Raw genomic sequence first — 24,289 nt, 5'->3', positions numbered from 1 at the left:
GGTGCGACTGAGGCGTAGTGATCCGGGTCGGGCGGGCTACGGGCGTCGCCGGCGCGGCAAGGGCTGGACCTTCCTGGACCGCAACGGTGAGCGGGTCCGGGACCCGGACACGCTGGCCTGGCTGTCCGAGCTGGTCATCCCGCCGGCCTGGTCCGACGTGTGGATCGCGCCGTACCCCAACGGGCACATCCTGGCCACCGGCACCGACGCCGCCGGCCGACGGCAGTACCTGTACCACCCGCAGTGGCGGCGCAAGCGGGACGAGGCGAAGTTCGACCACGTGCTGGAGGTGGCCCGTCGGCTGCCGACCCTGCGCGACCGGATCGCCGGTGACCTGACCGGGCGGGGGCTGAACCGGGACCGGGTGCTGGCCACCGTCGCCCGGCTGCTCGACATGGGCGCCTTCCGGGTCGGCAACGAGCAGTACGCGGTCGGGGAGGACGCCACCTTCGGCGTGTCCACCCTGCGCCCGGAGCACGCCCGGTCCCGGGGCGGCTGCGTGGTCTTCGAGTTCCCGGCCAAGGGCGGTATCGAACAGGTCCGTCGGATCGAGGACCCGCAACTGTGCCGGGTGCTGACCACCCTGCGGCGGCGACGGCGTACCGAGGAACGGCTCTTCGGCTACTGGGACGGGCGGACCTGGCGGGACGTGCGCAGCGACGAGGTCAACGGCTACCTGCGCGACGCCAGCGGCGGCGAGATGACCGCGAAGGACTTCCGCACCTGGCACGCCACCGTCCGGGCGGCCGCCGAACTGGCGACCGTGGGGACGCAGCGTTCGGTGACGGCGCGTCGCCGGGCGGTGGCCGGGGTGATGCGGGAGGTCGCCGACCTGCTCGGCAACACCCCCACGGTGGCCCGCACGTCGTACGTGGACCCCCGGGTGGTCGACCTCTACCACGACGGCGTGGTGCTGCCGGTGCCCGCCGATGCCCCGCAAGAGCAGGTCGAACGGTTGGTGCTGGAGCTGCTGGAGGAGACCTGACCGACCCCGCCGCAGGTCCTGGGGGAGGCGCGACGGGGTCGGGGCCGGTGCGGCCGGGAGGCCATCCCGGGCGACGGCGGTCGCGTGCCGGGCGGGCTGCGGCACCGGGCGGCCGTCCGTGACCCGGATGGGTCACGGACGCCACGCCGCGGTCCCCCGTTACCGTCGGGCCGACCGGTCGGGTGACCGCCGGCCCACCGTCAGTATGTAGGTCCCGGGTTGACTGCGGACGCCGTGCTGTTGACGATCCGTGCCTGTTGCAGGTGCAGCGTCCGGTACGCCTGCGGGGTGAGCTGGTGGGCGGCCCGGAAGGCCCGGCTGAAGTGCGCCTTGTCCCGGAAACCCCAGCGTGCGGCGACGGCCTGCACCGGCCGGTGGGCGAGCGCCGGGTCGGCCAGGTCCCGCCGGCACCGCTCCAACCGCAGTTCCCGGATGTACGACGCCACCGTGGCGTGCTCCTCCTCGAAGAGCCGGTGCAGGCTGCGTACCGAGATGTGGTGCGCCTCGGCGATGGCGGCCGGGGTCAGCCCGGCGTCACCGAGGTGCCGCTGGACGTACGCCCGCACCTGGGCGAGCAGTGCCCGGCGGCGTACCTCGCGGGGCATCTCGTCCTCGGCGACCAGGTACCGGCCGAGCATGGTGGAGATCAGGTCCAGCGCCACCCCGCCCAGCCGCTCGGCGTCGGCCTGCTGGTACTGCTCCGGATGGGTGGTGATCCGGGTCAGGTACTGGGCGATCAGCGCGCCGATCCCCTCGCTCGCCGACATCCGGCCGGCCAGCAGCGGGGCGAGCTGGTCCGGGGTGAGCGGGATCGCCCCGTACGGGACCAGGGCGACGATCGAGGCGGCGTGCTCCGCGCCGTTACCGTCGCCGAGGTGGCTCACCTCGTGCGGGCGGGAACCGTCGTAGAAGGTGAACTCACCGGGGCCGAGCCGGCTCTCCCGCCCGCCCTGCCCGGCGATGCCGGTGCCGTTGGTGGTGAGGGCGAGCATGTGGAAGTCCACCTCGGTGCGGCGGACCAGCTTCGGGGTACGGACCGCCTCCAGTGACGGGTAGCGGTAGCGCACCAGCCGGATCGGGCCCAACTCGACGAACTCGGCGCGGGCCCGGAAGTCGTGCTGGTGGTCGGAGCGGATGCGCAGCGGCGCGGCGGTCCGGGCGACCAGGTCCAGCCACATCCCGAAACGTTCCGTCGGTGGCAGTTGTTCGGTGTCGATCACCGTGCGGTGCACCATGTCCGGCCTCCCCCGTCGGCGGGCACTTCCCCTCCATTCTGGACGAAGACCCCACGCCCGGAGGGTCGGGTGCGTACGCGGGGTGCGCAGATGCCGCTGTTTCGCGGAAATAGCGGCATGGGAGCGCCGGGGATACCAGTCCATCGGCGACATTGAGTCGATCAACTGACTCGCGCTCGCTCGGCATCGTTCTTGAGCGCCGGCCGGCGACCAGCGCGGGGTGTCACGCATCCGGTGGTGCGGGTGTACGTTCCGTGGTGGCAGCCTGTCGGTTCCGGCCGGTGGGGATCTCGTGTCACCGGGGGAGTGTGCTGATGCCTCGTCGCTCTATTCCTGACGATCCGTCGATCGGTGATCGTATTCGTGCTCGCCGGGAGTTGCGTGGTTGGAGCGTGCGGTATGCGGCCAGTCGGGCGGGCATCTCCCATACGTCGTGGTCGCGTATCGAGCGGGGGCTGCAGCGCACCGACCGGTACATGGTGGTGGATCTGGCGGCGGCCCTGGAGTGTTCGGTGGTCGACCTGACGGGTCAGGCGTACACGCCGGCTGACCGGCAGCTCGACGCGGCCCGCATTGATGCCGAGCGGGTCTGGCGGATCATGATGGACACCCCGTTGACCAGGCGCTCCGCCGCGACGGCGACACTCGAACAGGTGCGCGGTGAGGCGGCGCTGGTGCGCGGACTGTACGGGCGGTGCGATTACGCGGGCGCGTTGCGGCGGCTGGTGGATCTCGTCCCGGCGATACACGCCCTGGTGGACCGGCGGGCCGCGTTGTCGGAGATGGTGCCGGTGTACGGCGTGGCCATGGGGTCGTTGCTGAACGTGAGCTATCCGGCCCATGCCTGGTTGGCCGCCGAGCGTTGCGCCGAGGCTGCCGGGTTGCTCGACGACGGGGTGGCGGTCGGGGTGGCGGCGGCCAACCGGGCGCGGGTGTCGGCCTACTCCGGGGCCTACGGGCCGGCCCGCGCGTGGTGTGACGCGGCGGCTGCCGATCTTGCGGCTAGCGCTGCCGATGGCGCGTTGGACGTGTTGGGGTTCCTGCACCTGGCGCGGGCGCATCATCTCGCCGGTCTGCGGGACCGGGTCGGTGCCGAGGATCATCTCGCGGAGGCGGCGCGGATCGCCGCGTACACCGGGGAGACCGAGAGCTGGGATCTTGTCTGGGGTCCACGGAACGTGGCCCTGTGGACGATGGCGTTCCAGCTCGACACGGGTCGCCCGGAACTGGCGATGCGGACTGCGGTGGGTGTGGAGCTGGCGGGTCTGCCGGCGGTGCGCCAGGTGTACTTCTGGCTCGACATGAGTCGGGCGGCCGAGGGGACCGGTCGGGATCGTGACGCCGTGCGGATGCTGCTCGCTGCGGAGCGGATCGGGCCGCAACATGCCCGCTCGTCGGTCGCCGCCCGGGAGACGGCGCGGTCGTTGCTGCGTAAGGGGGCGACCTCGCCCGAGCTGCGGGGCCTCTGCGAACGGATGAGCCTGACCATGGGTGGTGCGTAAGCGTTCCAACCCTTCCATGTGCGCTCCGTAGCGTCTTGATCACGGTGCGGTGACGCCTCGTCGGTCTGGTGACCGGCCGTCGCTGCGCCGCTGATCGTGCGCGGTGGCAGCTTCATCTTGTACCGCCGCGCCCATGCGGAGGGGACACAGGTGGGCGACGAAGAACGTGATCCGGGCGAGAGCCGGGGCGAGCGGATTCAGGCGGTCGAGCGGGAGGCGGCGCGGCGACGGTTGCTCGCGCAGGCCGAGGCGGAGCGGATTCCGGTGGAGGAGACGACGCGGGCGGTGCCGGATCGGCGGTGGCGTCGTGGAGGGCGGTGAGTTGTTGCCGGTCGGTCGGCGGGTGGCGCACTGGCGGGGGCGGCGTGGGTTGTCGCAGCAGGTGTTCGCCGACCGGTTGGGTAAGTCGAAGAGTTGGGTGGACAAGGTCGAGCGGGGTGTCCGGACGCTGGACAAGGTGTCCACGCTTCAGGACATCGCCGCTGTCCTGCGCATCGACCCGGGTGTGCTGCTCGGCCGGGACCTCCGGCCGGCCGACGTGTCCGGTCCGGTCGAGGGAGTGGAACGGGTCCGAGAGGCGCTGTCGACGTACGACATCGCGGTGGGTCGCTCTACAGCGCGGGGTCAGGTGCTGTCGGCGGATCGGCTGGCACGGGACGTCACGCACGCCTGGGGCACGTTCCAGCACGCCCGCTACCCGCAGGTGGCCGGGCTGCTCCCGGGTCTGGTGGTCGCCGCGCAGCGTGTCTACACGGATGATCCGGCGGCGGGGCGGTCGGTGCTGGTGGAGGCGTATCGGGTCACCGCGTCACTGCTGGTCAAGCTGGGTGAGGTAGAGCTCGCGTGGGTGGCTGCCGACCGGGCGATGACCATCGCGGCCGGTGATGCGGTGCTGGTTGCCACCACTGCTGTGCAACTTGGCCAGGTGCTCCGGGCTTCGGGGCGGGCACGGGCGGCCCGGTCTACGGCGCTGGCCGCCGCGTACCGGATCGCTCCACCCGACCTCGACGACGGGCACGCCCCGGTGTTGTCGCTGTGCGGTGCCCTGGTCATTGAGGCCGCGTTGGCCGCAGCCCGAGACGGCGACGATCACGCCACGGCCGACCTGCTCGACGAGGCCGCCGAGATGGCGGCCCGGGTCGGCGACGGCCACGACCACTATCGGACCGCCTTTGGGCCGGTCGCCGTGGACCTGGCCCGGGTCGTCGCCGCTCTGGATCTGGGCGATGCCGGTACGGCGGTGCTCTGGCACGAGAAGGCCATCGCCCGCGACGGCTGGCGGTGGCTACCCGCCGAACACCGCGCCGGGCACCTGCTCGATGCCGCCCGCGCCTACCTGCACACCGGCGACTCGGCCAACGCCGGCCGCGCCCTCGTGACCGCCGAGCACGCCGCCCCCGCCGAGGTGCGCCACCGGCCTGCTGCCCGATCGGTGCTCGCCCAGTTGGCCCACGACCCACAGGCTTCAGCCGCGATCATCCAGCTCGCCGTCGCCCTCCGGGTGACCTGAGCATGACCGCGCCGTTCCTGTCCCTGGCCCAGATCCGCAACCGACTGATCCTCGCCGCCCGCCGCGCCGAGCGATCCGCGCCCGACGGTCGCTGCCCCTTCTGCGGTGCCGTGGCGATCGCCCCACGTCCGGCACGTCGCTGAAGAAGGGCGAGGGCTCCCGGGAGGCGTTATTGGTCTTTTGGGTGGTCTTTGATGTCGGTCTCCCGACTCCGGGGCGGCGTCGGCCCGTCCAGGGTGTCTGGCGTCGACAGGTTGCGATATTCCTATGGGTTGGGCATGTGGGCGACCGATCTGGGGGCTGTGATGGCGGCGGAGGAACTGCTCGCGTTGGCGGGAGCCGGTGGTGCGGCACTGGTGGGCGCGGTAGCCCAGGACGCGTGGGGGCTGGCGAAGACCGGCTTCGTGCGGTTGCTCGGCCGGGGTGACCGGGCGAGAGAGGACGCGGTGACGCAACAGTTGGAGCGGACCCGTGGTGCGGTGGAGACGGCGGGCGCGGACGGCGACCGGGTGCGTGCACAGCACGAGGCGCTGTGGGCGGGCCGGCTAGAGGACCTGCTGATCGAGCAACCGGCTGCCGCTGCCGAGCTGGAGACGCTGGTACGGCAGGTCGCCGCGAACGCCGAGGTTCGGTCGGCCGGTCACGTGGTGCAACACGTCACCGCCTCCGGCAACGCGCGGCAGGCGGTGCTGGGCCACGGCAGCCAGGTCAACACGTTCGGCACCGCGCAGGCGCGCGCCGATGACTGAACCGTCCGGCGTTCCCGTGACCGAGCCGTCACACGGTCGCGGGACAGGTGACGAGCCGGCAGATGGTCCCCCGACGGTGACTCAGCGGATGCAGACCGAGGGTCACGGCACGAGTGCCGGGGTGGGTAGCGGTCTCCAGATCAACAACTTCATCAACACCAGCGGCGTACCCGCTCCCCGGCCCGCCGCCGATCAGCCCGCCGTCGCAGCGGACCGGCCGTCGCCGGTGTGGAACCTCCGGACCCGGGATCCGAATTTCGCCGGTCGGGGGAGCGAGCTGGCCGAGCTGCGGGCACGGCTGTCATCCGGTGGTGCTGCGGCCGTGCAGGCGGTGCACGGCCTCGGCGGGGTCGGCAAGACCCAGTTGGCCCTGGAGTACGCGTACCGGCACCGGGCCGACTACGACGTCGTGTGGTGGATCTCGGCGGAACAGTCGGGGGCCATCGGTGAGCAGTTCAGCGCGCTCGGGATCGCGCTGGGCGTGCTCGACGCTCAGGTGGACAGCGTGATCGCCCAGAGCAAGGTCAAGGAGTACCTCCGGCGCCGGGACCGCTGGCTGTTGATCTTCGACAACGCGGAGGAACCCGACGCCCTCCGCCTCTGGCTGCCGGACGGCGCGGGGCATGTGCTCGTCACCTCCCGCAACACGAGCTGGGGGCAGCTCGCCCGGACCCTGCAGCTGGACGTCCTTCCCCGGGTCGAGGCGGTGGAGCTGCTGACGCTGCGCCTCGCCAGGATCAGCGCGACGGAGGCCGGTCAGCTCGCTGAGGACCTGGGCGGCCTGCCCCTGGCGCTGGCGCAGGCGGCGAGCTACCTGGCCGAGTTCGGGATGTCCGTCACGGACTACCGACAGGTGCTCCGGGAGGAGACGCTCGCGGTGCTCGGCGAGGGGCAGCCCGCGGGTTACCCGCATTCACTGGCGGCGGCCGCCACCCTCAGCATCACCGCGCTCAGTGGCAAGGATCCCGCCGCGCTCGCCGTCCTCCACCTGTGTGCGTTCCTGGCACCCGAGCCGGTGCCGACGGATCTCGTCGTCACCATCGCCCGGCACGCCGACCTACAACTGGGCGTGCTCGTGCCGCTGGCGCAGATCATCGACAAGCCGTTGCAACGGCAGCGGGCCATCAGCGCGGTCGGTGCCTCCGGTCTGGCCCGGGTCGAACTCGGGAAGATCACCGTCCACCGGCTGGTCCAGGCGATCGTCCGTGACCAGATCGACCCCGCCGTCGCCGCCGAGCTGCGGGTACGCATCGAGGCGGCGCTCGGCACCGTCGACCCGGGCAACCCCCGGGACACCGCGACCTGGGCTCAGTGGAGCACGATCCTGCCTCACCTGCTGGCGGCGGATCCCGCGCGCACCGACAACCCCGACCTCCGCCTGCGGGCCCGGGACGCCATCGTCTACCTGCTCTGCCGGGGCGACAGCCGCCCCGCGCAACAACTGGCCGAAAACCTCTACCAGGAGTGGAAGAAGCGGCACGGGCCGGATCATGTGGACACTTTGCGGGCTGCTACCGAACTCGTCTGGGCCTACCGCGACCTGGGCCAGCTCGACCGGCTCCGCCCCCTGATCGACGACACCCTCACCCGCCAGATCAACATTCTCGGCCGTGACCATCCCGACACCCTCCGGACCGCCTCCGATCTCGCGGTAGTTCACGACGAATTGGGGAACTATCAGCGGTCGCGTGAAATCGATGAAGATGTTTATGCTAGGCGGGTGCGGGTGCTGGGTAAGGATCATCCTGACACCTTGAATTCTGCAGCCAAACTGGTCGATGCACTAGGCGATGCGGGGCAACCTGATCAGGCATTGGAGGTTGCAGACGATGTGTATCGACGGTTGGTGCGGGTGCTGGGTGAGGACCATCCTGACACCTTGACTTTTGCGGTGAATTTGGCCAGTACATTGGGTCGGTTGAGAGAGTATGATCGGGCTTTAGTGATTGCGGATGATGCTTATCGGCGGTTCGTTCAAGTGTTGGGTGATAATCACCCAAATACATTGAGTGCTGCGATGAACCTATCCAGTGTATTGGTTGATGTGGGGGAGTTTAGGCGGGCATTCGAGCTTGCGGAGGATGTGTATCGGAGGCGACTGCGGGTGCTCGGTGAGGAGCATCCGGACACGCTTCGAGGAATGTTGAACCTCGCACACGCGATGGTTCTACGTGGGCAGCTAATGTCAGCTCGTCGATTGGCTGAATCGGCACATACGAAGATGCGAGCCAACCTCGGAGGGCAGCACCCTGATACAAAGCGCGCGCGCAGGACGCTCGACCAGATAACCACCGCGATGGGCGGGCGCCGGTCGACGGGAAAGGCCCGCCGTCGCCGTTGAGCCCGGCACAGCATCGGTGCCGTTTCACGAAGATCCCTACGACAGGCCAACCGCAGTGCGCGCCGCACGCTGACGACAGCGCGGGCCGGGCCGCCGTCAGGCGGGCCCGGCCCGTTGCCGTACTCGATCGACGTCAGTCGTTGAGGACCTGGGAGAGGCGGTCGCGGAACTTCCGCTCCGAGTCGCTGACCTGGTCGCCGCCGATGCCGAGCAGCCCCCCGCTGGACGCCGCCCCGACCACCTGGTCGGCGATCTCCACCAGCCAGTGCCGGTACGCCCCGGCCTCGCCCTCGTCGACCTTGGTGGCCAGCAGGGTGGCTGCCTGTCCGGCCCGGACCAGCACGTCGTCGATGAGCGCCTGCGGGTCGGCCGGCGAGATCACCGGCAATTCCTCGCCGGCCTCCGGGTCACCCACCCGGGAGACGATCTCCCCGGCGACGGCGGCGACGAGCGGGCTCGCCGACTCCCGGCCGGCGGCGATGGTCTCCAGCCCGGCCGCGTTCTCGGCGCGGGTGCGCCGGGCACCGTCCGACTCGGCGGCGCTGGCCGCGGTCAGGACCGACTGCGGCAGGCCGACCAGCAGCCCCCACTCCTCGTCGGAGAACCCGAACCCGGTGTACGCCGGCTGTTCGATCACGACTGAGCCCCTCTCGATCGTTTCACTGCGGGCACCGCCCCCGGCGGTCGCCCGGGTCAGGCTAGTCCAGCGTCAGCAGACCCTGTTCGGACACCACGCGCACGGAGAGCGTCTTGTAACCCACCTCGTCGAAGAGCACCGTCATCCGGTCCTCCTCGTAGTTGAGCACCAGGCCGGGACCCCACTCCGGGTGCCGGACCTGGCTGTGCACCGGGAACGGGCCGACCGCGCCGTCGCTCGCCACGCTGGTGCCGGCGTGGCAGTTGTCGCAGTGCCCGCAGATCTGCGACATCTGCTCGCCGAAGTAGGCCAGCAGCACCTGCCCCCGGCACCCGGTGGTCTCGGCGAAGGCGCGCATCATGTCGGTACGCGAGCGGGTCACCGTCTGCTGCCGTTCGGCCTCGGCCAGGGCCGCCGCGCCCGCCTCCGCCGGGGTGGGGGAGTAGCGCGGTGCGCCGATCTTCTGCCCGGCCCGGGGTTCGGCCGCCCCGATCTGCTCCAGCAGGGCCAGGTACTGCCCGAGCTTGCGCGGCCCGAGGCCGGTCGTCTCGCGCAGCGCCTTCTTGGTCGTCGCCCGGCGACGCAGCAGCGCGGCCAGGTCCCGCAGTTCGGTCTCGTCCGGCAGGCCGCCGGAGAAGAAGCGTTGCAGGCCGACGTCCTCGGCCCGCCACAGCAGCAGCACCCGGGCCGGCGCACCGTCGCGCCCGGCCCGGCCGATCTCCTGGAAGTAGCTGTCCGGCGAGTCGGGCAGCGCCATGTGCACCACCCAGGCGATGTTCGGCTTGTCGATGCCCATGCCGAACGCCGAGGTCGCCACCATGATCGGCACCTGGTCGGCGAGGAACGCCTCGTGCAGCCCGTGCCGGGCGGCGGTGGGCATCCCGCCGTGGTAGTACTCCGCCGGGAACCCGGCCGTGGTCAGCCGTTCGGCCAGCTCCTCGGCGGCCCGCCGGGTCGGCACGTAGATGATGCCGGGCCGCTCGTCGTCACGCAGCAGCGCGATCAGCCGCCGCCAGCGGTAGTCGTCGGTGGGGCAGTGGGCGACCTCGACGAACAGGTTCGGCCGGTCCAGCCCGGAGACCACCACCTCGGGGTCGCGTAGCCGCAGTCGGGCGATGATGTCGTCGCGTACCGGCGGGGAGGCGGTGGCGGTCAGCGCCACCACCGGCGGACGGCCGAGACCGTCGATCAGGTGGCCCAACGCCAGGTAGTCGGGGCGGAAGTCGTGCCCCCACGCCGAGATGCAGTGCGCCTCGTCGATCGCCACCAGGGCCGGTTGCAGCGACTTCACCTCGGCCATCCGGTCGGGGTTGGCCAGCGCCTCCGGGGTGATGAAGAGGAACTCCGCCCGCCCCTGCCGGATCTCCTCGATGGCCTCGGCCTGCTGGGCGGCGCTCTCGTCCGAGCTGATCCGCACGGCGCGCAGCTCGGGTCGCTGGCGTTCGTTGAGCGCGGCGATCTGGTCCTGCTGAAGGGCCAGCAGGGGGGAGATCACCACCGTCGGCCCGGGGATCAGGCTCGCCGGGATCTGGTAGATCGCCGACTTGCCGGCTCCGGTGGGGAGCACCACCAGGGCGTCGCGTCGTTTCATCACCGCGCGCATGGCGGCGAGCTGGTTGGGCCGCAGCGCTTTCCAGCCGAACAGGCTGCGCGCCGCGCGGCGCAACGTCGTCGAGTGCATGGACAGCTTCATCGAAGGCCGGAGGTACCCGGGTGGATCGGCGGCGAAACCGCTCCCACCGGATCGGGCACACCGCCCACGGTGGCCGGTACGTCGCAGGTCAGGCGCGGTGACCGGGCGCGCACAAGTGATCGACCACGGGTCACCGACGGCGGTGCGTGTCGGTGACCCGTGGACGGTGGGATTCAGCTCAGGTGGGGGAGCACCTCGCGCTGGTAGAGGTCGAACAGGCCCTGCCAGTGCGGGCCGGTGTTGGCGACGTAGACCTCGTCGAACCCGGCCTTGGCGTACCTGTCGATCATCTCCAGGTGGGCGTCGGCGCTGTTGCCGCAGACGAAGCCCTGCCGCACCTGCTCGGGCGTGACGAGTTGGGCCGCCTGCTCGAAGTGCCGGGGGGAGGGCAGCACCTGGGACAGCTCGCCCGGCACCCCGGCGTTGGGCCACGTCTCGTACGCGATCCGCGCGCCCTCGTCCTCGGTGTCGGCGTACGCGGCCTTGAAACCGGCCTGGCACGGCTTGTCGCCGCCGCCGTTGTCCCGGAACCGGCTGACCAGGTCACCGTCGGGCATCATGCTGACGTAGCCGTCGCCGATCCGGGCGGCCAGGTCGACGGCCTTGGGCCCGAAGCCGGAGACGTACACCGGCGGGGGTGTGTCGGGCAGCGTGTAGACGCGGGCGTGCTCCACCGTGTAGTGCCGGCCGTGGTGGTTGACGAAGTCGCCCCGCCACAGTTCCCGCATCACCGCCACGGCCTCCTCCAGCATCTCCAGCCGGACGTCGGTCTGCGGCCAGGCGTCGCCGAGGATGTGCTCGTTGAGCGCCTCGCCGGTGCCGACGCCGAGGACGAACCGGCCGGAGTGCATGACCGCGCTGGTCGCCGCCGCCTGCGCCAGCACCGCCGGGTGGATGCGGACCGTCGGGCAGGTCACCGCCGTGCTCACCGGCAGCGAGCTGACCTGGCTCAGCGCCCCGATGACGGACCAGACGAAGGGACTCTGCCCCTGGGCGTCCGTCCACGGGTGGTAGTGGTCGGAGATCCACAGTGCCTGGAAGCCGGCCCGCTCGGCGGCCCGGGCCTGCTCCAGCAGTTGCGCCGGGGTGTACTCCTCGCTGGACAGGAAGTAGCCGATCTTCATGGTGCCCCCTCGCCGGGCCCGCCGCCGGGTGCGGCGTGACCTCCGCCAGCGGTACCCCGGTCGGTGCGGGATCAGTCGGCCGGCGGCGGCCGAACTCAGCGGCGGCCGAACATGGCCCGGATGGCGGCCAGCAGCAGCAATCCGCCGACCACCAGGCCGAGCAGGCGTACGCCGGGTATGTCGGCCGGCGAGGTGGCGTCGGCGAGCGGCAGGTCCATCTCCGCACTGTCGCACGTCGCCCCGACCAACGCCAGACAGTAACAGTAAGGTTTATTGACTATTACCTCGCCCGGTGTGACCATGGCAGCACCGCGACGGCATCGGGCCGTCGACACGCGACGGGGGTACCGGGGCCGGATGAACGAGCGCAACCTGGCGGGTCTGGCCGCCACCGTCCTGCAACCCGGCTTCGTCGGCACCACCCCGCCCGACTGGGTCCGCCGGTGGCTGGCCGAAGGGCTCGGCGCGGTGGTGCTGTTCGCCCGCAACGTCGTCGACCCCGAACAGGTCGCCGCGCTCACCGCGACGCTGCGCGCCGAACGCCCCGACGTGCTGGTGGCCATCGACGAGGAGGCCGGCGACGTCACCCGGATCGAGTCCGGCCGGGGCAGCTCCCGTCCCGGCAACCTCGCCCTCGGCGCGGTCGACGACCCGACGCTCACCGAGGACGTGGCCCGCGACCTCGGCGTCGAACTCGCCGACCTCGGCGTCACCCTCAACTACGCCCCCGACGCCGACGTCAACATCAACCCGGCCAACCCGGTGATCGGCGTGCGGTCCTTCGGCGCCGACCCGCACCTGGTCGCCCGGCACACCGCCGCCTGGGTACGCGGCCTCCAGTCCGCCGGCGTCGCCGCCTGCGCCAAGCACTTCCCCGGCCACGGCGACACCCGGGTCGACTCGCACCACGACCTGCCCCGCATCGGAGCCAGCCGGGCCCGCCTGGACGCCGGTGAGCTGGTCCCGTTCCGGGCCGCCGTCGCCGCCGGGGTGCAGGCGGTGATGACCGGGCACCTGCTGGTCCCCGCCCTCGACCCCGACCTGCCGGCCACCCTCAGCCACCGCATCCTCGGTGACCTGCTCCGCGAGGAGTTGGGCTTCTCCGGCGTGGTGGTCACCGACGCGGTGGAGATGCGCGCCGTCGCCGACCGGTACGGCTTCGCCGGCACCGCCGTCCGGGCCCTCGCCGCCGGGGCGGACGCGATCTGCGTCGGCGGCGAACGCGCCGACGAGGCCGCCGCCCGCTACCTGCGCGACGCGATCGTCGCCGCGGTGATCGCCGGTGAGCTGCCCGAGGAACGCCTCGCCGAGGCCGCCAAGCGGGTCGGTCAGCTCGCCGAGTGGAGCACCGCCGCCCGCACCGGCCGGCCCGACCCCGCCCCGCGCCCCACCGACGGCTCGCCGGTCGGCCTGACCGCCGCCCGGCGGGCGGTCCGGGTCAGCGGCGACGCGGTCGGCCGGCTGCCGCTGACCGCCGCCGCGCACGTGGTCGAGTTCGCCGCACCACACAACATCGCGATCGGTGCCGAGACCCCGTGGGGTCTCGGGGCACCCCTGGCCGACCTGCTCCCCGGCACCACCACCGTCCGGCTCACCGAGGCCGACCTGCCCGCCGACCCGACCGGTGCGGCGGCCGGCCGGCCACTGGTGCTGGTGGTGCGGGACCTGCACCGGCACCCCTGGATGCGGGCCGCGGTCGACCGGGCGCTGGCCACCCGGCCGGACGCCGTGATAGTCGAACTCGGCCTGCCCGAGCTGGTCACCGGCGGCCTGCACCTGGCCACCCACGGCGCGACCCGGGCCGCCGCCCGCGCCGCCGCCGAACTGCTCACCGGAACCCGCTGACCCGCCCGCCCTCAGCGGTTCGCCGGTTCCCCCTGCTCGGCGAGCCGGTCCAGCTCGGCCAGCAGCCGGTCCACCTCGTCGACCGTGTTGTAGTGGTAGACGCTCGCCCGTACCGCCCCGCCACTGTCCCGCAGGCCGAGCGCCTGGAAGTACTCGTAGGCGTAGTAGTCCCCACTGGACAGGCAGAGCCCGGCGGCCCCCAACGCGGCGGCCAGCCCGGCCGGCGTCCACCCGGCCAGCCGGAACGACACCGTCGGGCAGCGCCGGGCACCGGCCGGCAGGACGGTGACCGCCGGCCGGGCGGCCAGCCCTTCGGTCAGCCGGGCGAACAGCATCCCCTCGTGATCCTGCGCGGCGGCCAGCCCGGCGCGGACCCGGGCCCGCCGGTCTCCGGTGGCCGTCGGGTCCAGCCCGGCCAGGTGGTCGACGGCGGCGGCCACCCCGGCGAGCAGCGGGAAGCTCGGCGTACCGGCCTCGAACCGGTCGGGCACCGCGTCGGAGGAGGGGACCAGCTTGGCCGGGCGCAGCCCCGCCCACCGGGCCGGGTCGGCCACCACCGCCGCCAGGTGCGGCCCGGACCACTTGTAGGCGCTGGTGACGAGGAAGTCGGCACCCGTGGCGGCCAGGTCGGTCGGGCCGTGCGGCACCGAGTGCACCCCGTCCACGCAGACCAGCGCGCCGGCCGCGTGGGCCGTCTCGGCGATCGCCGCCACGTCCGGCATGGTGCCGGTGGCGTTGCTGCCGGCGGTCACCGCCACCAGCCGGGTCCGCGCGCCGACCAGGTCGGCGTACTGCCCGGCGGGCAGCTCACCGGTGGCCGGGTCGAACTCGGCCCAGCGTACGGTCGCCCCCGCCGTCGCGGCCGCCTGCACCCAGGGCCGCACGTTGGCGTCGTGGTCGAGCCGGGAGACCACCACCTCGTCCCCCGGGCCCCAGTCCGCGCCCAGCGTCCGGGCCAGCGTGTACGTCAGCGCGGTCGCGCTCGGCCCGAGCACCACCCCGTCCGGTGCGACGCCCAGCAGGTCGGCCACCGCCGTGCGGGCCCCCGCCACCAGCTCCAGCGACCGGCGGCCGGGCAGGAAGGCGGTGCTGCGGTTGCCCACGGCGATCCGCATCGCCTCGGCCACCGCGTCGATCACCGACCGGGGGGTCTGGGTGCCACCGGCACCGTCGAAGTGGGCGAAACCCTCGGCGAGCGCGGGGTACGCGGCCCGGGTACGGGTGATGTCGAACGGCATGCCCGGACCCTAGCCCGCCGGACCGGCCCGAAGATCCACCCGGGTGCCGGGGTGGGCCGCGTCTCGTACCCTTGGTGGGGTGACGAAGCGAAGCGCCACCACCCCCACCCCCCTCCGGCGGACCGCCGGCCTGCTGGCCGGCCTGGCGCTCGGCGTGGCCGTGCTGGCCGGATGCAGCTCGGACGGCGCCGACACCGACTGCGGCCTGGACGCCTGCACGGTCACCTTCGACCGGGGTGTCGACGCCCGCGCCTCCATCCTCGGCGTCGAGGCGAAGCTGATCGGCGCGCAGGGCGACCAGGTGACCGTCGAGGTCGCCGGCGAGCAGCTCTCGTTGACCATCGGCCAGCAGGCCACCGAGGTGGGTGGCTTCGCGGTCACCCTGGACAGCGTCACCGACCAGCAGGTGCAGATCCGGGTGTCGCGTAACGCAGGCGGCTGACCTGCACGCCGGGTGCGGGCACCACGTTTGGGGATCTTCCCGAACGGAGATTGTGGGCCCATGTCACTCACCCGGAACGCCGAAGCCACCGCTAGCCGCACCGCGGACAGCCGCTGGCTGGAACTCCTCGCCCGGGCCGGCTTCATCGGCTACGGGATCGTCCACCTGCTCTTCGCCTGGATCATCCTCCAGATCGCCTTCGCCGGCTCCGGCGAGGAGGGCAACCAGAACGGGGCACTGCGCGCCCTGGGTGCCCAGCCGATGGGCAAGTTCCTGCTGATCGCGATCGCCGTCGGCCTGATCGCGATGGCCATCTGGCAGGCGCTGGAGGCGGCCGTCGGCCACCACGCCAAGCGCGGCAAGGAACGTCTCTTCGAGCGGATCGCCTCGGCCGTCCGTACCGTGGTCTTCCTCTGGCTCGCCTGGACCTCGATCCAGGTGGTGCAGGACGCCAGCTCCAACAGCGCCGACCAGCAGGAGCAGTTCAGCGAGAAGCTGATGGCCTCCAGCGGCGGCCGTGGTCTGGTCGGGTTCGCCGGCTTGGTGCTCGCCGCCGTCGGCATCGGCATGGTGATCTACGGCTACAAGAAGAAGTTCGAGCGGAACCTCAAGACCAACGAGATGAACGGCAAGACCCGGCAGACGGTCCGCCGGCTGGGCATGGCCGGTTACATCGCCCGGGGCGCGGTGTTCGCCGTCGCCGGTCTGCTGATCGTGGTCGCCGCGATCAACTACGACCCGGAGAAGGCCCGTGGCCTGGACGCCGCGCTGCGGACCCTGCGGGACCAGCCGTACGGGCCGTTCATCCTGGCGCTGATGGCGCTCGGCATCGCCGCCTTCGGGGTCTACTGCTTCTTCCAGTCCCGGTTCCGCAAGATCTGAGCCTGGTCGATACCGGAAACGCCGGGCACCATTGGGCCTTTGCCCGATTGCGATCAGCCCGGCCGGAGGGAGACAACCACGTGCAGGACTACCTCGAGACGATCGCCGCCGCGGCCACCGCGGCGGCGATCGCTCTGTTGCTCGTCGAGGTGGTACACCGGCTGATCCGCCGGCTCGGCCGGCGGTCCCATTTGATGACGGAGTTGACCGCGCACGTGCACCGGCCGTTGCAGGTGGCCGGCACGGTGGTGGCCGTCCAGTTCGCGGTCCGCTGGACCACCGGCTACGCGGTGGGCACCGGGTGGCGGCAGGCCGTGCTGCACATCCTGGTGCTGGGGGTGGTCGCCGCGGTGGCCTGGCTGGTCGCCTCGCTGCTGGTGGTGGCGGAGGACACCGCGCTGGCCCGGTTCCTGCGGGTCGACGTGCCCGACAACCGGCACGTGCGGCGGGTACGCACCCAGGTGGTGCTGCTGCGCCGGCTGACCATCGTGGTGATCGTGGTGCTCGCCGTCGGCGTGATGCTGATGACCTTCCCGGCGGTACGCGGCGTCGGCGCGGGCGTGCTCACCAGTGCCGGTGTGGTCGGTGTGGTCGCCGCGCTGGCCGCGCAGAGCCTGCTCGGCAACGTCATCGCCGGCCTCCAGCTCGCCTTCAGCGACGCCGTCCGCCTCGACGACGTGGTGGTGGTCGAGGGGGAGTGGGGCCGGATCGAGGAGTTGACGCTCAGCTACGTGGTGGTCCAGATCTGGGACGACCGGCGACTGATCCTGCCCACCTCGTACTTCACCAGCACCCCGTTCCAGAACTGGACCCGGACCGAGGCGGCGGTGCTCGGCACTGCCGAGTTCCACCTCGACTGGTCGGTGCCGGTGCAGTCGATGCGGGAGGAGCTGCGCCGGCTGGTCGAGAGCACCGACCTGTGGGACGGCCGGGTCTGCGTGCTCCAGGTCACCGACGCCACCGGCGGTGCGATCAAGGTACGCGCCCTGGTCAGCGCCGCCGACGCCGGCAGCCTGTGGGACCTGCGCTGTCTGGTGCGGGAGCACCTGGTCGGCTGGGTCCGGGACCACCGGCCGACCGCGCTGCCCCGGACCCGCGCCGAGGTGGGCGACGGCGCCGGCAACCTGCCCTGGCAGTGGGTGCCGCCGCGGCGTCAGGTCCGCCGCCGCGCCGAGGGCGAGCTGCCCGACGACGCCCGGGTCTTCGGCGGCAGCGACGACGGCGACGCCCGCAGCGAGGCGTTCGTCGGCCCGGACCAGGACGCCCGGGGCGAGGCCGTCACCGTCGGGGCGGACCCGGGGGGCGACGCCCGCCGCTGAGCCACCCGCAGCCCCGTCCAGCCCCCGCGACCGCCGGTCGCGGGGGCGGAGCATCCCCAGCCCCGACGAACCCCCGCGACTGCCGGTCGCGGGCGCTCGTCGTACCCGCTTCGGCGTTTTGCCGGACGCCCCGGCCCCACCTGCGGTCAGATGTGGTTGGTCACCGTGCGCAGGATTGACGGACGGCGGCTCCGGGCATACAGCGCGGTGATGACGAAAGGAGGACAGCATGGCTGACGTCGCGAACCACCGTACGTCCCGGACCGGGAGCGAGCCGTCCACCGCCGAACTGGTGCAGCGGGCCACCGAGCAGGTCTCCCGACTGGTCCGGGACGAGCTGGCCCTGGCCCGCGCGGAACTGACCCAGAAGGGCAAGCACGCCGGGATCGGGATCGGCCTCTTCGGCGGCGGCGGGGCGCTGGCCCTGTACGGGCTCGGCGCACTGGTCACCGCCGCGATCCTGCTGCTGGCCCTGGTGCTGCCCGCGTGGGCGGCGGCGCTGATCGTGGCGGTGGTGCTCTTCCTCGTCGCCGGGGTGCTCGCCCTGGTGGGGAAGAAGCAGGTCAGCCACGCGGTCCCCCCGATGCCGGAGGCGACGGTCCGTAGCGTCCGCGCGGACGTGGACACGGTCGCCGCCGCGGTGAAGGACAGGGGACGGGCATGACCGGCACGACAGGCAGCAACGGCAACGGCAACGGCACCGGCGACACCGAGGCGCTGCGCGAGGAGATCCGGCGCACCCGGGTGGAGCTGGGCGAGACCATGGAACTGCTGGCCGCCAAGGCCGACGTCAAGGCCCGGCTGAAGGACTCGGCGGAGCAGGCGAAGGAGCGGGTGCGCGAGCAGGCGGCGCTGACCGTGGCCCGGGTGCGCGGCCAGGCGGCCCAGAGCGTCGACCACGCGCGGGCCCAGGCGTACGACACCTCGGTGGCGGTGCGACGTGATCCGGTGCCGTGGGCGACGATAGCGGCAGGTGCGGTGGCCGCCGTGGTGGTGTTGTTGATCGTTCGGGGGAGGCGCAGGTGAGCAAGGGCATCGGCAGGACCGCGTACAAGCCGGTGGGGGTGGTGCTGGGACTGGCGGCCGGCGCGCTGGCCGGAACGATCTTCCGGCAGGTGTGGAAGGCGACCGCCGGGGACGGCGAGGCGCCCAATCCCACCGACGAGGACCGCCGCTGGGGCGAGATCCTGGCGGCGGCGGCGTTGCAGGGGGCGATCTTCTCGGTCGTCCGGGCGGCGGTGGACCGGGGTGGCGCGGTCGGCGTCCGGCGGCTGACCGGGCGCTGGCCCGACTGACCCGCTCCGACCGGCCGTACCCCGGTGACCAGCCGCGACGGCTGTCCTACCGGATGGTGACGACGACCTGTGGCCCCCCGTACGCATCGACGGACGGGGGGCCTTTCGCCCGGGTCGGGACGACCCGGCCAGCGTGCGTCGGGCATCCGTCAGGTCACATGTCGGAGAATTTCGTCGATTAGGCTGTGCAAGGTTTTTGGGTACGTGGTTTGCTGATCCCCGCTGTTGCGAGACGGTGTCGGAACGGAGCGGTCTCCCGCTGTGGGGGCCACACCCGGGTCGTCGCCGCCCGCACACGGCCAATCGGCCGCACAGCGTGCTCGGCCGCCGGTTTTAGAAGGAGATACACATGGCGCAGGGAACCGTGAAGTGGTTCAACGCTGACAAGGGCTTCGGCTTCATCACCGTCGACGGCGGGGGTGCTGACGTGTTCGTCCACTTCTCGGCCATCCAGACCAGCGGCTACCGCACGCTGGAGGAGAACCAGCGGGTGGAGTTCGAGATCGCCCAGGGTCAGAAGGGTCCGCAGGCCGAGCAGGTCCGCCCCCTCTGAGCGAAGCCGGTCGGCGTTCGCCGGCCCGGGTGATCCGGCCAGCCGGATCGACGAGAAGCCCCGTGTCCTTCCAGGACGCGGGGCTTTCCGCATCGGTTCCTCTCCCCTTCGGCGTGCCGGGCCGCAGCCCGGCACGCCGGTCAGGGCAGCCGCCGGGCCCGCAGGCCACGCCAGAGCAGCACCAGGCCGGCCAGCACCAGCAGCGGCCCGACGACGGCCCACAGCCGCTCGTCGCTCATCAGGCTGCCGTCGACGTATCCGAGGCCCTGGACCGTCCAGACGGCGCCGACCACCACGGCCAGCAGGCCCAGGGTGAGCGTGAGCCATCCCCTCACCGGTCCCCCCTCCGTGGGCCGGTCGACCCGGCCCGGTCACCAGGATGCCGGCCGGACGGCACCGACGCGACGACCCGGCCGGCGTGGCTCACCACCGGTCGTGCACCCGGGGTCGGACCAGCTCGTCGTAGACCGACCGGACGGTGTCCAGCTCGGCGCCGGTGAGCGCGGGGGACCCGGCCGCGGCGGCGTTGCCCCGGGCCTGCTCCGGGTTGCGGGCGCCGGGGATGACCACGGTCACCCCGGGCTGGTCGATGACCCAGCGCAGGGCGAACTGGGCCATCGTGCGCCCGTCGCCGACCAGCGGGGCGAGCCGGCGCACCACGGTCAGGCCGAGGTCGAAGTCGACGCCGGAGAAGGTCTCGCCGACGTCGAAGCTCTCCCCGTGCCGGTTGTAGGTGCGGTGGTCGTCGGCGGCGAAGGTGGTGTGCTCGTCGTAGCGGCCGGAGAGCAGGCCGCTGGCCAGCGGCACCCGGGCGATGATCCCGACGCCGGCCGCGGCGGCGGCCGGCAGCACCTCGTCGAGGGGCTTGAGCCGGACCGCGTTCAGGATGATCTGGACGCTGGCCACCCCCGGCCGGGCGATCGCCGTGAGTGCCTGGTCGCAGGTCTCGACGCTGACGCCGTACCCGGCGATCCGCTTCTCGGCGACGAGGGTGTCGAGGCCGTCGAAGACCCGGTCGTCGGCGAAGACCTCGGTGGGCGGGCAGTGCAGCTGCACCAGGTCGAGGGTGTCCACGTCGAGGTTAGCCCGGGACCGGTCGGTCCAGGCCCGGAAGTTGTCCAGGGTGTACGCCTGCGGCGTCTGCTCGACCCGGCGGCCCATCTTGGTGGCGACGGTGAGCCCGTGTCCGGGGTTGTCCCGCAGGAACCGCCCGATCAGTTGTTCGCTGCGGCCGTCGCCGTAGACGTCGGCGGTGTCGAGGAAGGTGACGCCGGACTCCACGGCGGCGGCGAGGACGGCCAGGGCGTCGCTCTCGCTGACCTGTCCCCAGTCCGCGCCGAGCTGCCAGGCCCCGAGGCCGACCACACCCACCTGCCGGCCGAGCCGGTCGAAGCTGCGCTGTTCCATGCCGTCGAGCCTAGTGACCTGCTTGCCGGGGCGCAGCGCCGGCCGTACCTTGTAACAAAACGTACGTACGGTTTGGGGGTTGGTCATGTGGGATCCGGGCACGTACCTGCGCTACGACGACGAGCGGTCCCGCCCGTTCCACGACCTGCTGGCCCGGGTCGACGCCGACCGGCCACGCGCGGTGGTCGACCTCGGCTGCGGTCCGGGCACCCTCACCGCGACCCTCGCCCGCCGCTGGCCGGACGCCCGGATCAGCGGCCTGGACTCCTCCCCGGAGATGATCGGGCGGGCCCGGACACTCGACACCACCGTCGACTTCACCGTCGGCGACGTCACCGACTGGCGGCCCGCCCCCGACGTGGACGTGCTGGTCGCCAACGCCGTGCTGCAGTGGGTGCCCGACCACCCGGCCCTGCTGCGCCGCTGGGCGCACGCGCTGCCGCCCGGCGGCTGGCTGGCGTTCCAGGTGCCCGGCAACTTCACCGGCCCCTCGCACCGGGCGCTCCGCGAGGTCGCCGAAGATCCCCGCTGGGCGGCCACCGTCCGGCCGCTGCTGCGCGAGGACCCCGTCGACGACCCGGTCGGGTACGCCACCGCGCTGACCGCCGCCGGCTGCGCGGTCGACGCCTGGGAGACCACCTACCTACACCGGCTGCCCGCCCCCGCCGACGCCGAACACCCCGTGCTGACCTGGCTGGACGGCACCGCCCTGCGCCCCGTGCGGGCGGTGCTGGACGACACCGCCCTCGCCGGTTTCCGCGCCGCGCTGGAGAACCTGTTGGCCCGCGCGTACCCGGTACGGCAGGGTCAGGTGTACTTCCCGTTCCGTCGGATCTTCGTGGTCGCCCGTACGGGTGCCCGGCACAAGGAGCCGCAGTGACCGACCTGTCCGCCTTCATCGCCGAACTGCCCAAGGTGGAGCTGCACGTGCACCACGTGGGCTCCGCGTCCCCCCGGATCGTCGCCGAACTGGCCGCCCGGCACGAGGGACGCAGTCCCGTACCGGCGGACCCGGACGCCCTCGCCGACTACTTCGCGTTCCGCGACTTCGCCCACTTCATCGAGGTCTACCTCAGCGTCGTCGACCTGATCCGCGACCCCGACGACGTCTGGCTGCTCACCCACGAGGTGGCCCGGGAACTGGCCCGCCAGCAGGTCCGCTACGCCGAGCTGACCGTCACCCCCTACTCGCACGTGCGCCGGGGCATTCCCGCACCGGCGTTCTGCGAGGCCATCGAGGACGCCCGCCGCCGCGCCGAGGCCGACTTCGGCATCGCGCTGCGCTGGTGCTTCGACATCCCCGGCGAGGCCGGCCTGCCGGCGGCCGAGGAGACCCTGCGGATCAGCCTCGACGAGCGCCCCGACGGTCTGGTCGCCTTCGGCCTCGGCGGCCCCGAGATCGGGGTGCCCCGGCCGCAGTTCAAGCCGTACTTCGACCAGGCGCGGGCGGCCGGGCTGCGGTCCGTGCCGCACGCCGGGGAGACCACCGGCCCGCAGACCGTCTGGGACGCCCTGCGCGAGCTGGGCGCCGAGCGGATCGGCCACGGCATCTCCGCCGCCCAGGACCCGGAGCTGCTGGCGTACCTGGCCGAGCGGCGCATCCCGCTGGAGGTCTGCCCGACGTCCAACGTACGGACCCGGGCCGTCGCCCGGATCGAGGAGCACCCGCTGCGGCGACTCGTCGACGCGGGGGTGCGGGTCACCATCAACTCCGACGACCCGCCGATGTTCGGCACCACCCTCAACGACGAGTACGCCGTCGCCGCCCGACTGCTCGACGCCGACCCCGACGGGCTCGCGGCGCTGGCCCGGGAGGCGGTGTCCGCGTCGTTCCTCGACCCGGCCGGGCAGGCCCGGATCATTGCCGAGATCGACGCCTTCGTGGCGACCCGCTGAACCGTCACGGGTGACCGGGAAGAGTGGGTGTACACGCGGCGGGAGCTGGTGTGGGGGACCGTGCCCCCGCCGCGCGTACCGATCCACCGGCCGGTGGGTGTCAGGGGCGACAGGCCGGTGGAACCGATGGGTTCGGCCCCGATCCTGTCAGCCCGCCGACGCCGCGTCGCCGTCGTTAATCCGGATCTAAGGAAACCTTGCGCCACAGCACAGCCAGCGTCGGTTTCTCAGCCGTCGGTGGGACGCTGCCGGGGCCAGCGGCGGCCCCCGCCCTTCTGCTCCCGGGCCTCCCGGGCCATCCGGCCCACCAGCCCGAACCGGTTGACCTGCCGGGGCGTCGCCTGCGGATCGGCCAGCAGCATCACCACGCTCGCCCCGCCCAGGTGGGCCCGGTCGAGGCTGACCGAGCCGTTGGCCTGCAACGCCACCCGCCGCGCGATGTCCAGCCCCAACCCGGTCGAACCCTGGTCGCTGGCCCCGCGCCGCAACGCCCGGTCCGGGTTCGCGATGCCCGGACCGGCGTCGTCGATCCGGATCGCCACGTACCCGTCCCGGCGGGAGACGGCCACCTCGAACGCGGTGCCCTGCGGGGTGTAGCGGAAGACGTTGCCGATCACCGCGTCCAGGGCGGCGGCCAGCTCGGCCCGGGGCACCGGCACCGGAATCCGGAACTGGGCACCGCTGACCCGGTGCGGGCGGTTCTGGTCGCCGGCCAGCGCCGCCCAGAACACCATCCGGTCCCGGACCACCTCGCTGACGTCGCACTCGGCCGGCCCGGCCTCGTGTGCCACCGCCTTGCGGGTCGTCTTGATCAGCACGTCGATCTCGCCCTCCAGGGTGACGATCGCCTGCCGGATGCGCCGGATCGTCCGCCGCCGGTCCAGCTCCGCCGCGCTGAACGAGCCGACGCTGGTGTCGTCGGAGTCCAGCCCCTCGGCGTCGAGCCGCAGCACCGTCAGCGGGGTACGCAGCCGGTGTGACAGGTCCGCCACCAGCTCCCGTTCGTCGGTGCGGGCGGCGACCAACCGGTCGGCCATCCGGTTGAACGCGTACCCCGCCTCGGCCAGCTCGCGCGGGCCGCTCGGCTCGACCCGTACCCCCAGGTCACCGTCGCCCACGGCGAGCGCGGCGCGGACCAGGGCCCGGGTGGAGTCGACCGCCCGCCCGGCGACCCGGTCCACCACGATCACCGCCGCGCCGACCAGCGCCACGGCCACCCCGGTGAGCAGCAGCCAGGTGCCGCCCGCCCCCTCGTCGAGGACGGCGTCGGGCACGAAGACCTCGACCACGGCGACCCGGCCGTCGAGCACCACCGGGTCGAGCCGGACCAACCCGCCGTCGACGTCGACCACCCGGGACTGCTCCCCGGCCCGCGCCCGCTCCAGGTCGTCGGCCGACGCCCGGCCGGCCGGCTGCTTCCCGGCCAGGCCGTGCACCACCGGACGGGTCGCCGGGTCGTCCCCGGTGGCCTCGACCGCGCGGCGGACGGCCGCCGGCTCGGCGCTGACGGCGAGCGCGCCGGTGACCAGTGCCCCGCGTCGCGCCGCGTCGGCGAGCGCCTCCTCGCGCACCTCCTCCCGCAGGGTCAACCCGAGCGGGACGAGGAACGCCGACGCGACCAGCGCGCACATGCCGG

General features: G+C 72.7%; 26 protein-coding genes. 17 read left to right on the top strand and 9 right to left on the bottom strand.

The genetic code is table 11. From position 1 onward, the window contains the following. Position 1: 1 nt before the first annotated feature. Entirely contained in the window at positions 2 to 985 is a 984-nt protein-coding gene (locus JQX11_RS26620) for a DNA topoisomerase IB (RefSeq protein ID WP_204927674.1), read from the top strand. 200 nt (positions 986 to 1,185) lie between these two features. On the opposite strand, the gene JQX11_RS26615 is transcribed toward JQX11_RS26620, so the two are convergent. Beyond that, on the bottom strand, positions 1,186 to 2,220 hold the full coding sequence (locus JQX11_RS26615; RefSeq protein WP_204927673.1) for an AraC-like ligand-binding domain-containing protein: 1,035 nt from the start codon (positions 2,218 to 2,220) through the stop codon (positions 1,186 to 1,188). Between the two features lie 347 nt (positions 2,221 to 2,567). Between JQX11_RS26615 and JQX11_RS26610 the strand changes: the two genes are divergently transcribed. The 6 genes from JQX11_RS26610 (at position 2,568) to fxsT (ending at position 8,322) form a co-directional block, all read left to right on the top strand. Continuing rightward, on the top strand, positions 2,568 to 3,722 hold the full coding sequence (locus JQX11_RS26610) for a helix-turn-helix domain-containing protein (RefSeq protein WP_307826366.1): 1,155 nt from the start codon (positions 2,568 to 2,570) through the stop codon (positions 3,720 to 3,722). A 150-nt stretch (positions 3,723 to 3,872) separates the two neighbouring features. Further along, complete coding sequence (locus JQX11_RS32760) at positions 3,873 to 4,043, top strand: hypothetical protein (protein ID WP_232378610.1); 171 nt, start codon at positions 3,873 to 3,875, stop codon at positions 4,041 to 4,043. After that, the gene (locus JQX11_RS26605; RefSeq protein ID WP_307826361.1) at positions 4,030 to 5,232 is read left to right on the top strand and encodes a helix-turn-helix domain-containing protein; all 1,203 of its coding nucleotides are present in this window, start codon (positions 4,030 to 4,032) and stop codon (positions 5,230 to 5,232) included. Before JQX11_RS32760 ends, JQX11_RS26605 begins: the two co-directional genes overlap by 14 nt. Before the next feature lie 2 nt (positions 5,233 to 5,234). Then, positions 5,235 to 5,375 carry a hypothetical protein gene (locus JQX11_RS26600; protein WP_204927670.1) on the top strand — a complete coding sequence of 47 codons (141 nt, stop codon included), beginning with the start codon at positions 5,235 to 5,237 and terminating at the stop codon, positions 5,373 to 5,375. Positions 5,376 to 5,510: 135 nt separating this feature from the next. Further along, on the top strand, positions 5,511 to 5,981 hold the full coding sequence (locus JQX11_RS26595; RefSeq protein ID WP_204927669.1) for a hypothetical protein: 471 nt from the start codon (positions 5,511 to 5,513) through the stop codon (positions 5,979 to 5,981). 88 nt (positions 5,982 to 6,069) lie between these two features. Continuing rightward, positions 6,070 to 8,322, top strand: a complete 2,253-nt coding sequence (fxsT, locus tag JQX11_RS26590) for an FxSxx-COOH system tetratricopeptide repeat protein (protein WP_204927668.1) — start codon at positions 6,070 to 6,072, stop codon at positions 8,320 to 8,322. Between the two features lie 133 nt (positions 8,323 to 8,455). On the opposite strand, the gene JQX11_RS26585 is transcribed toward fxsT, so the two are convergent. The 4 genes from JQX11_RS26585 to JQX11_RS33185 form a co-directional block, all read right to left on the bottom strand. Further along, positions 8,456 to 8,959: a hypothetical protein gene (locus JQX11_RS26585; protein WP_204927667.1), complete on the bottom strand. Its 504-nt coding sequence runs from the start codon at positions 8,957 to 8,959 to the stop codon at positions 8,456 to 8,458. Positions 8,960 to 9,020: 61 nt separating this feature from the next. Next, positions 9,021 to 10,652 carry a RecQ family ATP-dependent DNA helicase gene (locus tag JQX11_RS26580; protein WP_204927666.1) on the bottom strand — a complete coding sequence of 544 codons (1,632 nt, stop codon included), beginning with the start codon at positions 10,650 to 10,652 and terminating at the stop codon, positions 9,021 to 9,023. 173 nt (positions 10,653 to 10,825) lie between these two features. Further along, a complete protein-coding gene (locus tag JQX11_RS26575) occupies positions 10,826 to 11,776 on the bottom strand; it encodes a TIGR03557 family F420-dependent LLM class oxidoreductase (RefSeq protein ID WP_204927665.1) in 951 nt (316 codons plus the stop codon). A gap of 95 nt (positions 11,777 to 11,871) precedes the next feature. Continuing rightward, positions 11,872 to 11,994 (bottom strand): hypothetical protein, encoded by a 123-nt coding sequence (locus JQX11_RS33185; RefSeq protein WP_269756964.1) that lies wholly within the window; start codon positions 11,992 to 11,994, stop codon positions 11,872 to 11,874. A 139-nt stretch (positions 11,995 to 12,133) separates the two neighbouring features. Here JQX11_RS33185 and JQX11_RS26570 point away from each other — a divergent pair, with 139 nt between their 5' ends. Next, positions 12,134 to 13,621 carry a glycoside hydrolase family 3 protein gene (locus JQX11_RS26570; RefSeq protein ID WP_204927664.1) on the top strand — a complete coding sequence of 496 codons (1,488 nt, stop codon included), beginning with the start codon at positions 12,134 to 12,136 and terminating at the stop codon, positions 13,619 to 13,621. 11 nt (positions 13,622 to 13,632) lie between these two features. Here the strand turns inward: JQX11_RS26570 and JQX11_RS26565 are convergent, their stop codons facing one another. Then, the gene (locus JQX11_RS26565; protein WP_204927663.1) at positions 13,633 to 14,859 is read right to left on the bottom strand and encodes a cysteine desulfurase-like protein; all 1,227 of its coding nucleotides are present in this window, start codon (positions 14,857 to 14,859) and stop codon (positions 13,633 to 13,635) included. A 79-nt stretch (positions 14,860 to 14,938) separates the two neighbouring features. On the opposite strand from JQX11_RS26565, the gene JQX11_RS26560 reads away from it, so the two are divergent. The 7 genes from JQX11_RS26560 to JQX11_RS26530 all read left to right on the top strand — a co-directional run bounded on the left by JQX11_RS26560 (position 14,939) and on the right by JQX11_RS26530 (position 19,350). Continuing rightward, on the top strand, positions 14,939 to 15,301 hold the full coding sequence (locus tag JQX11_RS26560; RefSeq protein WP_204927662.1) for a hypothetical protein: 363 nt from the start codon (positions 14,939 to 14,941) through the stop codon (positions 15,299 to 15,301). Positions 15,302 to 15,361: 60 nt separating this feature from the next. Beyond that, positions 15,362 to 16,183: a DUF1206 domain-containing protein gene (locus JQX11_RS26555; RefSeq protein ID WP_204927661.1), complete on the top strand. Its 822-nt coding sequence runs from the start codon at positions 15,362 to 15,364 to the stop codon at positions 16,181 to 16,183. An 80-nt stretch (positions 16,184 to 16,263) separates the two neighbouring features. Next, a complete protein-coding gene (locus tag JQX11_RS26550) occupies positions 16,264 to 17,502 on the top strand; it encodes a mechanosensitive ion channel family protein (RefSeq protein WP_204927660.1) in 1,239 nt (412 codons plus the stop codon). Positions 17,503 to 17,731: 229 nt separating this feature from the next. Then, positions 17,732 to 18,166, top strand: a complete 435-nt coding sequence (locus tag JQX11_RS26545) for a phage holin family protein (RefSeq protein ID WP_204927659.1) — start codon at positions 17,732 to 17,734, stop codon at positions 18,164 to 18,166. Further along, positions 18,163 to 18,528 carry a DUF3618 domain-containing protein gene (locus tag JQX11_RS26540; protein WP_204927658.1) on the top strand — a complete coding sequence of 122 codons (366 nt, stop codon included), beginning with the start codon at positions 18,163 to 18,165 and terminating at the stop codon, positions 18,526 to 18,528. Before JQX11_RS26545 ends, JQX11_RS26540 begins: the two co-directional genes overlap by 4 nt. Beyond that, positions 18,525 to 18,797: a DUF4235 domain-containing protein gene (locus tag JQX11_RS26535; protein WP_204927657.1), complete on the top strand. Its 273-nt coding sequence runs from the start codon at positions 18,525 to 18,527 to the stop codon at positions 18,795 to 18,797. Before JQX11_RS26540 ends, JQX11_RS26535 begins: the two co-directional genes overlap by 4 nt. Before the next feature lie 349 nt (positions 18,798 to 19,146). Then, entirely contained in the window at positions 19,147 to 19,350 is a 204-nt protein-coding gene (locus JQX11_RS26530) for a cold-shock protein (RefSeq protein WP_011905669.1), read from the top strand. 140 nt (positions 19,351 to 19,490) lie between these two features. Here JQX11_RS26530 and JQX11_RS26525 read toward each other — a convergent pair whose 3' ends face one another. Continuing rightward, positions 19,491 to 19,685: a hypothetical protein gene (locus JQX11_RS26525; protein ID WP_204927656.1), complete on the bottom strand. Its 195-nt coding sequence runs from the start codon at positions 19,683 to 19,685 to the stop codon at positions 19,491 to 19,493. Positions 19,686 to 19,773: 88 nt separating this feature from the next. Next, the gene (locus JQX11_RS26520) at positions 19,774 to 20,757 is read right to left on the bottom strand and encodes an aldo/keto reductase (RefSeq protein WP_204927726.1); all 984 of its coding nucleotides are present in this window, start codon (positions 20,755 to 20,757) and stop codon (positions 19,774 to 19,776) included. Positions 20,758 to 20,842: 85 nt separating this feature from the next. On the opposite strand from JQX11_RS26520, the gene JQX11_RS26515 reads away from it, so the two are divergent. Together JQX11_RS26515 and JQX11_RS26510 are read left to right on the top strand one after the other, a co-directional pair. Further along, a complete protein-coding gene (locus JQX11_RS26515) occupies positions 20,843 to 21,637 on the top strand; it encodes a trans-aconitate 2-methyltransferase (protein ID WP_204927655.1) in 795 nt (264 codons plus the stop codon). Then, complete coding sequence (locus tag JQX11_RS26510; RefSeq protein ID WP_204927654.1) at positions 21,634 to 22,653, top strand: adenosine deaminase; 1,020 nt, start codon at positions 21,634 to 21,636, stop codon at positions 22,651 to 22,653. The genes JQX11_RS26515 and JQX11_RS26510 overlap by 4 nt, the downstream gene beginning before the upstream one ends. 227 nt (positions 22,654 to 22,880) lie before the next feature. Here the strand turns inward: JQX11_RS26510 and JQX11_RS26505 are convergent, their stop codons facing one another. Then, on the bottom strand, positions 22,881 to 24,284 hold the full coding sequence (locus JQX11_RS26505) for a HAMP domain-containing sensor histidine kinase (RefSeq protein ID WP_204927725.1): 1,404 nt from the start codon (positions 24,282 to 24,284) through the stop codon (positions 22,881 to 22,883). Positions 24,285 to 24,289 lie beyond the last annotated feature (5 nt).

The organism is Micromonospora humida (assembly GCF_016901255.1).
GTDB lineage: Bacteria > Actinomycetota > Actinomycetes > Mycobacteriales > Micromonosporaceae > Micromonospora > Micromonospora wenchangensis.
This window is presented reverse-complemented; position numbering and strand designations above follow the sequence as displayed.